Annotated in this window: 5 protein-coding genes; 1 reads left to right on the top strand and 4 read right to left on the bottom strand. The window is 71.6% G+C overall.

Annotated features, from left to right (window positions below; genetic code table 11):
- Positions 1-703: TetR/AcrR family transcriptional regulator (locus ND748_RS20865; RefSeq protein WP_251747683.1), on the bottom strand; the 703-nt coding region annotated here is incomplete at its 3' end.
- Between the two features lie 160 nt (positions 704-863).
- On the opposite strand from ND748_RS20865, the gene ND748_RS20860 reads away from it, so the two are divergent.
- Positions 864-3,152, top strand: a complete 2,289-nt coding sequence (locus tag ND748_RS20860; RefSeq protein ID WP_251747682.1) for an MMPL family transporter — start codon at positions 864-866, stop codon at positions 3,150-3,152.
- Positions 3,153-3,254: 102 nt separating this feature from the next.
- On the opposite strand, the gene ND748_RS20855 is transcribed toward ND748_RS20860, so the two are convergent.
- From ND748_RS20855 to ND748_RS20845, 3 genes are all read right to left on the bottom strand, one after another.
- Positions 3,255-4,649: an aspartate aminotransferase family protein gene (locus ND748_RS20855; RefSeq protein WP_251747681.1), complete on the bottom strand. Its 1,395-nt coding sequence runs from the start codon at positions 4,647-4,649 to the stop codon at positions 3,255-3,257.
- Positions 4,650-4,842: 193 nt separating this feature from the next.
- A complete protein-coding gene (locus tag ND748_RS20850) occupies positions 4,843-5,958 on the bottom strand; it encodes a TIGR03842 family LLM class F420-dependent oxidoreductase (protein WP_251747680.1) in 1,116 nt (371 codons plus the stop codon).
- 4 nt (positions 5,959-5,962) lie between these two features.
- The coding region (locus ND748_RS20845) for a CoA-acylating methylmalonate-semialdehyde dehydrogenase (RefSeq protein ID WP_251747679.1) at positions 5,963-7,312 on the bottom strand (1,350 nt) is incomplete at its 5' end.

The raw sequence follows: 7,312 nt of genomic DNA, 5'->3' as shown, positions 1-7,312 counted from the left end.
CGCGCCGGTGGGGGGGGGAGACGTGCGGGTGATAGGTGTGGGGGTGGGGGGATGCAAGGGTCCGGGGGGTGGCCGAGCAGAGCGGCTCCCCGCGGCCGGACGCACCCGTCAGGTTGGACCCGCTGTAGGCGACCAGCGCATCGCCGGGGACCGCCCCGGCCCCGGCTCGAGCCCCGGCGCCGTCGGCATCGCGCACCCGGGCCTGGGCATGCTCCACCGCCATCCCGAGAATCCCCGCGCGCAGCGCGCCGACCGCGCAGTGCGCCCGCAGCAGCCGCAGCTCGGACGGCGCAGGACCGGCGAGCGCTCCAACCAGAGCGTGCTGCAGGGAGAGCATGTCGCTCTTGCCGATCTTGCGATGGATCACCGAGGGATCGTTGACGAAGGCGAGCAGGACGCCGCCGGGGCCGGCCATGATGTCGACCATCCGCTCCAGCAGAAGCCGGGCGCTCGGTGGCGGTGACTGTCGGACCAGTTCGACCAGCCGGCCCAGCTCGGAGACGAAGGGCTCCAGCAGGGCGTCGAGGATGGTCTCCTTCGACGGGAAGTGGTAATAGAGTGCTGCCTTTGTCACTCCGAGTCGCTCGGAGATGTCCCTCACAGACGTGCCGGCATACCCTTGCTCTCCGAAGAGGCTCACCGCGGCGGCCAGGATCCGCGACCTGGTATCGCTCGCTGACCCGGGTGACGTCGACTCGACCATGGCAGCCCTGCACCCCTCCGATCGAGTCCGCGCCGAATGTTACCCTGAAGCTTACCTACTAAACGACCGGTAAGTTCCCAGGTAGCAAGCAACAAGCCGCTGCCGATCAAGACGTCGCAGGTGACGACACCGACCGATCTTCAACGCTCGAGGGGAAACCGTGGCTTCGCTCGCCCGATGGTGCTTCAGGCACCGCCGGCTCGTACTGCTCCTGTGGATTGCCGCGATTGCCGTCCTCGGAGGGGTCAGCCAGGCGGCCGGAAGCGACTACAAGGACGCTTTCTCCCTGCCCGGCACCGACTCGCAGAAGGCGATCGACCTGCTGCAGCGCGACTTCCCGGCGGCTTCGGGAGACAGCGCCACCATCGTGCTGCACAGCAAGAACGGCGCCCCCGTCACCGACCCGGCCCTGCAGGCGCCGGCGACGGAGATGCTCGCCAAGCTGACCAAGGTCCCGCACGTCACGGACGTCGGCAGCCCCTACGGCCCGCGCGGGGCCTCGCAGATCAGCAAGGACGGCCTGACCGCCTTCGCCACGGTCGACTTCGACCTGCAGGGCATCGACCTGTCCAAGGACGACATCCAGCAGCTCGTCGACACCGCTCGCGGCTACGACTCGAACACGCTGCAGGTCGAGGCCACCGGCCAGGTCGTGTCGATCACCGAGCAGGCGAAGCAGAGCTACAGCGAGCTCATCGGCATCGTCGCCGCGGCGATCATCCTGTTCCTCGCCTTCGGCTCGCTGCTGGCCGTGACCCTGCCGCTGATCACCGCCATCGTCGCACTCGGCGTCGGCAGCCTGCTGATCATTCTGCTCTCGCACGTGCTCACCATCGCCGAGTTCAGCCCGGTCCTCGCGACTCTGATCGGCCTCGGCGTCGGCATCGACTACGCGCTGTTCATCGTCAACCGGCACCGCATCGGCCTGCGGGCCGGCAAGACGCCTGAACAGGCCGCGGTCACCGCGGTGAACACCTCGGGCCGCGCCGTGCTGTTCGCCGGCATCACGGTCTGCATCGCGCTGCTCGGCATGTTCGCCCTCGGGGTGAGCTTCCTGTACGGCGTGGCGATCTCGGCGGCCGTGGCCGTGGCGATGACCATGGCGGCGGCCGTCACCCTGCTGCCCGCCCTGCTGGGCTTCTACGGCATGCGGGTGCTCAGCAAGCGCGATCGGCGCAAGCTCGTCAACGAGGGCCCGGAGCACGAGAACGTCGCGGGCTTCTGGTGGCGTTGGGCCAAGGGCATCGAGCGCCGACCCCGCCTGTTCGCCGTCATCAGCGGCGTGGTGATCCTCGTCATCGCGATCCCGTTCTTCTCGCTGCGACTCGGCTCGTCCGACCTCGGCAACGGCGACTCGGCCAAGACCACCAAGCGCGGGTACGACCTGCTCGCCGACGGCTTCGGCCCCGGCTTCAACGGCCCGTTCACGATCGTCGCGGAGATCAAGTCGCCGCAGGACACCGCCAACCTGAACGCCGTGGTGAAGGCGGCCCGCGCCACCCCGGGCGTCGCGTCGGTGTCGGAGCCGCGGCCGAGCCCGAACGGCCAGGCGTCGATCGTCTCCCTGTACCCGACGACCAGCCCGCAGGACGAGGCCACCTCGAAGCTGCTGAACAAGCTGCGCGACCACGTCGTCCCACAGGCCAACCAGTCGAATACCGGGATCTACGTCGGCGGCATCACGGCGATCTTCGAGGACTTCTCCAGCACGCTGTCGAGCAAGCTGCCGCTGTTCATCGGCATCGTGGTCGTGCTCGCGTTCCTGCTGCTGGTGGCGGTCTTCCGAAGCCTGCTGGTGCCACTGACCGCGTCCGTGATGAACCTGCTCGCCGTCGGCGCGGCCTTCGGTGTGGTCGTCGCGGTGTTCCAGTGGGGCTGGGGGGAGTCGCTGTTCAGCATCAGCGGCGGCCCGGTCGAGGCGTTCATCCCGGTCATCCTGTTCGCGATCCTGTTCGGCCTGTCCATGGACTACGAGGTGTTCCTGGTCAGCCGGATGCACGAGGAGTGGACCGCGCGCCGGGACAACCGGCTCGCCGTCTCGCTCGGGCAGGCCGAGACCGGCCGGGTGATCTCCGCAGCCGGCGCCATCATGACCCTGGTGTTCGCCTCGTTCATCCTCGGTGACGAACGCGTCATCAAGCTGATGGGGCTCGGGCTCGCGAGCGCGATCGTGATCGACGCGTTCATCATCCGGACCATCCTCGTGCCCTCGCTCATGCACATCTTCGGCAAGGCGAACTGGTGGGTGCCGTCCTGGCTCGACCGGATCCTGCCGCGGATCTCCGTCGAGTCCGCCGATGACATCGAGGAGCTGGCGCACATCCCGCTGCCCGCGGACGCGCTGAGCTCCGCCGGCCAGCCGGTCGGCACCGGCGGTCACGTCCGCCAGGTCCCCGGCCAGCCGGCGCGGGAAGAGGACAGTCCCCGCGCGGGGGAACCCACCCACTGAGGTGACCCGTCAGGGCCGCCCCCGAGCAGGAGGCGGCCCCACGCGGACCGATGAACCGGGGCCCCGGCAGGCACGTGCCTGCCGGGGCCCCGGCACGTCCGGTCAGCCTGTGGTGAAGCCGTCGGCGACCGTCAGTGCCTCGTCGAGGATCGCGAGACCGGTCCGCACGTCCGCCTCGGAGATGGTGCACGGCGGGACCACGTGCACCCGGTTGAAGTGGGTGAACGGCCACAGGCCGCGCTCGCGACAGGCCGCGGCGACCGCCGACATCGGAGCCGCCGCCGGGCCGGCGGCGTTGAACGGCACGAGCGGCTCGCGGGTGGCGCCGTCGCGGACCAGCTCCACCGCCCAGAACACGCCGAGCCCGCGGACCTCGCCGACCGACGGGTGGTCGGCCGCCAGCTTCGCCAGCTCCGGTCCGATCACCTCGGTGCCGAGCGTCCGCGCATGGTCGAGGATCCCCTCCGCCTCGAACGCCTCGATCGAGGCGACCGCGGCGGCGCAGCCCAGCAGGTGCCCGGAGTAGGTCAGCCCGCCCGGGTAGGGGCGCTCGGCGAAGGCGTCGGCGAGGTGCGGGGCCAGGATCACTCCGCCGAGCGGGACGTACCCGGAGTTCACGCCCTTGGCGAAGCAGATCAGATCCGGGACGACCCCCCAGTGGTCGACGGCGAACCACTCGCCGCACCGGCCGAAGCCGGACATCACCTCGTCGGCGATGAACACGATGCCGTGGGTGTCGCACAGCTCACGCACCCCGGCGAGGTACCCCGGCGGCGGTACCAGGATCCCGTTGGTGCCGACGACCGGCTCGACGATGATCGCCGCGATCGTCGCCGGGCCCTCCAGCGCGATCACCTCGGCGAGATGGGCGAGCGCGCGGTCGGACTCCTGGGCGGCGTCGGCGGCGTGGAACGGCGAGCGGTACGGGTAGGGCCCGAAGAAGTGCACCACGCCGGGGATCCCCGGCTCGCTGGGCCAGCGTCGCGGCTCCCCGGTCAGGGTGATCGAGCCGCCGGTCGCGCCGTGGTACGAGCGGTAGGCGGCGAGGATCCTCTGCCGGCCGGTGGCAAGCCGGGCGATGCGCACCGCGTTCTCGGTGGCCTCGGCCCCCCCGTTGGTGAAGAAGACGCGGTCGAGGTCGCCCGGTGCGCGTTCGGCGATGAGGCGCGCGGCGCGCGAGCGCACCTCGTGGGCGTGGAACGGCGCAATGGTCGTCAGCGAGCGGGCCTGCGCGGCGATCGCCTCGACCACGGCCGGGTGCTGGTGGCCGATGTTGGCGTTGACGAGCTGCGAGGAGAAGTCCAGGTAGCGCCGGCCGGACTCGTCCCAGAACCAGCTTCCCTCGGCGCCGGCGACGACCACCGGGTCGAGGCCCGCCTGGGCCGACCAGGAGTGGAAGACGTGCCGACGATCGTCGAGGTACGCCTCGCTGCGGCCGCCGACACCGGGAGTCGCGGAGGTGGCAGCGGTGGCAGGGGTGGCAGGCGTGGTCGTCAAGGGGTCGAGTCCTCTCCTCGTCGTCCTGGCCGTACGAACTCGTGGCCGTGGGAACTCGTGGCCGTCGGGCGTCGGGGCGTCCTGACGCCGGGCTCGCCTCCGACGGCGCCGGAGCGGTTCCGCGGAACCGTCAGGACCCGTGCTGCACGTGCTGACGGCACCTACCCCCCCCGATCACAGGTAGACACATGCCCTAAGCGACGCCGGTGGGCGGCACCGCGGGCGGCGTCGCCGACGGCGCCGAGGTCGCCGGGGCGGGCGTGCCGGGGGGCTGCGTGCCGGCGGTGGTGGCGCGGACCGTGCCGGCGACGGCGGGGATCACCGTCTCGCCGTATGCCTCCAGGGTGGCGAGCTTGGCGTCGTGCTGCAGGTAGACGGCGAACTGGTCGACGCCGAGTTCGGCGAGCTGCGCCAGCCGCTCGATGTGGGCCTCGGGCGGGCCGAGCAGGCAGAACCGGTCGACGATCTCGTCGGGGACGAACGTGGCGTGGGCGTTGCCGGCCCGGCCGTGTTCGTTGTAGTCGTAGCCCGTGCGGCCGGCGATGTAGCTGGTCAACGCGGTCGGTACGGAGCCGTCCGCGCCGTAGCGGGCGACGAGGTCGGCGACGTGGTTGCCGACCATCCCGCCGAACCAGCGGCACTGGTCGCGCTGGTGGGCCAGCGACAGCGGGTCCGCGGGGCCGACGTAGGCGGGGGCCGCGACGCAGAACGTCACCGCCGCCGGATCACGCCCGGCCCGCTCGGCGGCGCGGCGCACCGCCCGGATGGTCCAGGCGGCGATGTCCGGGTCGGCGAGCTGGAGGATGAACCCGTCGCCGATCTCCCCGGTCAGCGCCAGCGCCTTCGGCCCGTAGGCGGCGATCCAGATGTCGAGCCGGCTCGCCGCGCCCCAGGGGAAACGCGCGGTGCTGCCGGCGACCTGCGCGCTGCGCCCGTTGGCGAGTTCCCGCACGACGCCGACGCACTCGCGCAGCGTCGCCAGCGACACAGGTTTGCCGTTGAGTACCCGCACCGCCGAGTCGCCCCGGCCGATCCCGCAGATCGTCCGGTTGCCGAACATCTCGTTGAGGGTGGCGAACAGCGACGCCGTGACCGTCCAGTCGCGAGTCGCCGGGTTCGTCACCATCGGCCCGACCAGCACCTTGCGGGTCGCGGCGAGGATCTGGCTGTAGATGACGAACGGTTCCTCCCACAGCAGATGGGAGTCGAAGGTCCAGACGTGGCTGAAGCCCAGGTTCTCGGCCTGCCGAGCGAGGTCGATCACCCGGGAGGCGGGCGGGTTCGTCTGCAGCACCACTCCGACGTCCACCGGGTCACCGCGTCCGGGGGAAGCCGAGGTCGACCGAGCTCGTCGCCGGATCGGGCCAGCGGGAGGTGACGACCTTGGTCCGGGTGTAGAAGCGGATCCCGTCCGGGCCGTACATGTGCAGGTCGCCGAACAGCGAACCCTTCCAGCCGCCGAAGCTGTAGTAGGCGACCGGGACCGGGATCGGCACGTTGACGCCGACCATCCCCGCCTGCACCTCGGCGGTGAACCGTCGGGCGGCTCCGCCGTCCCGGGTGAAGATCGCCGCGCCGTTGCCGTAGGGGTTGTCCTCGATCAGCCGCAGCGCCTCGTCGTAGGTGGCGACCCGCACCACGGCGAGCACCGGGCCGAAGATCTCGTCGGTGTAGACGGCGCTGGCCGGCCGCACATGGTCGACGAGGCTCGGGCCGAGGAAGAAACCCGGCCCGCTGGTGGCGGGGTCGGCGCGGCCGTCGACGACGACGCTCGCCCCCTGCGCGGTGGCGGCGTCGAGGTAACCGGCGACCCGGCCCCGGTGCGCCGCGGTGATCAGCGGTCCCATCTCGCTGGCCTCGTCGTACCCGGGCCCCACCCGGATGCCGCGGACCCGCGTGGCGATCGCCTCGACCAGCGGGTCGGCGATCTCCCCGACCGCGACGACCACCGACACCGCCATGCAGCGCTCACCGGCCGAGCCGTAGGCGGCCGACACCACGGCGTCCGCCGCGGCGGCGAGTTCGGCGTCGGGCAGGACGACCAGGTGGTTCTTCGCCCCGCCGAGGGCCTGCACCCGTTTGCCGGCCGCGGTGGCGCGTTCGTAGACGTAGCGGGCGACCGGGGTGGAGCCGACGAAGCTCACCGCGGCGACGTCGGGATGGTCGAGCAGGGCGTCGACGGCGACCTTGTCGCCCTGCACCACGTTGAGCACGCCGGCCGGCAGCCCGGCACGTCCCAGCAGCTCGGCGAGGAACAGCGCCGGGGACGGGTCTCGCTCGCTCGGCTTGAGCACGAACGCGTTGCCGCAGACCAGTGCGTTCGCGAGCATCCACAGAGGCACCATCGCCGGAAAGTTGAACGGGGTGATGCCGGCGACGACACCAAGCGGCTGGCGTACCTCGTGGACGTCGACGCCGGCGGCGACCTGCTCCGAGTAGCCGCCGCGCAGCAGGTGCGGGGCGCCGCAGGCGAACTCGACGTTCTCCAGGCCACGGGCGATCTCGCCGAGCGCGTCGTCGAGGGTCTTGCCGTGCTCGGCGGTCAGCAGCCGGGCGACCTCCTTGCGGCCGGCGTCGAGCAGGTCGCGGAAGCGGAACATCACCTCGGCCCGGCGGCCGAGCGGTGTCGCCCGCCAGTCCGGGGCCGCCGCGCGGGCGGCGCC

The sequence above is a fragment of the Frankia sp. AiPs1 genome (assembly GCF_023716945.1).
Classification (GTDB): Bacteria; Actinomycetota; Actinomycetes; order Frankiales; family Frankiaceae; genus Frankia.
The sequence above is the reverse complement of the archived record's forward strand: the minus strand, read 5'-3'. Positions and strand labels throughout refer to the sequence as shown.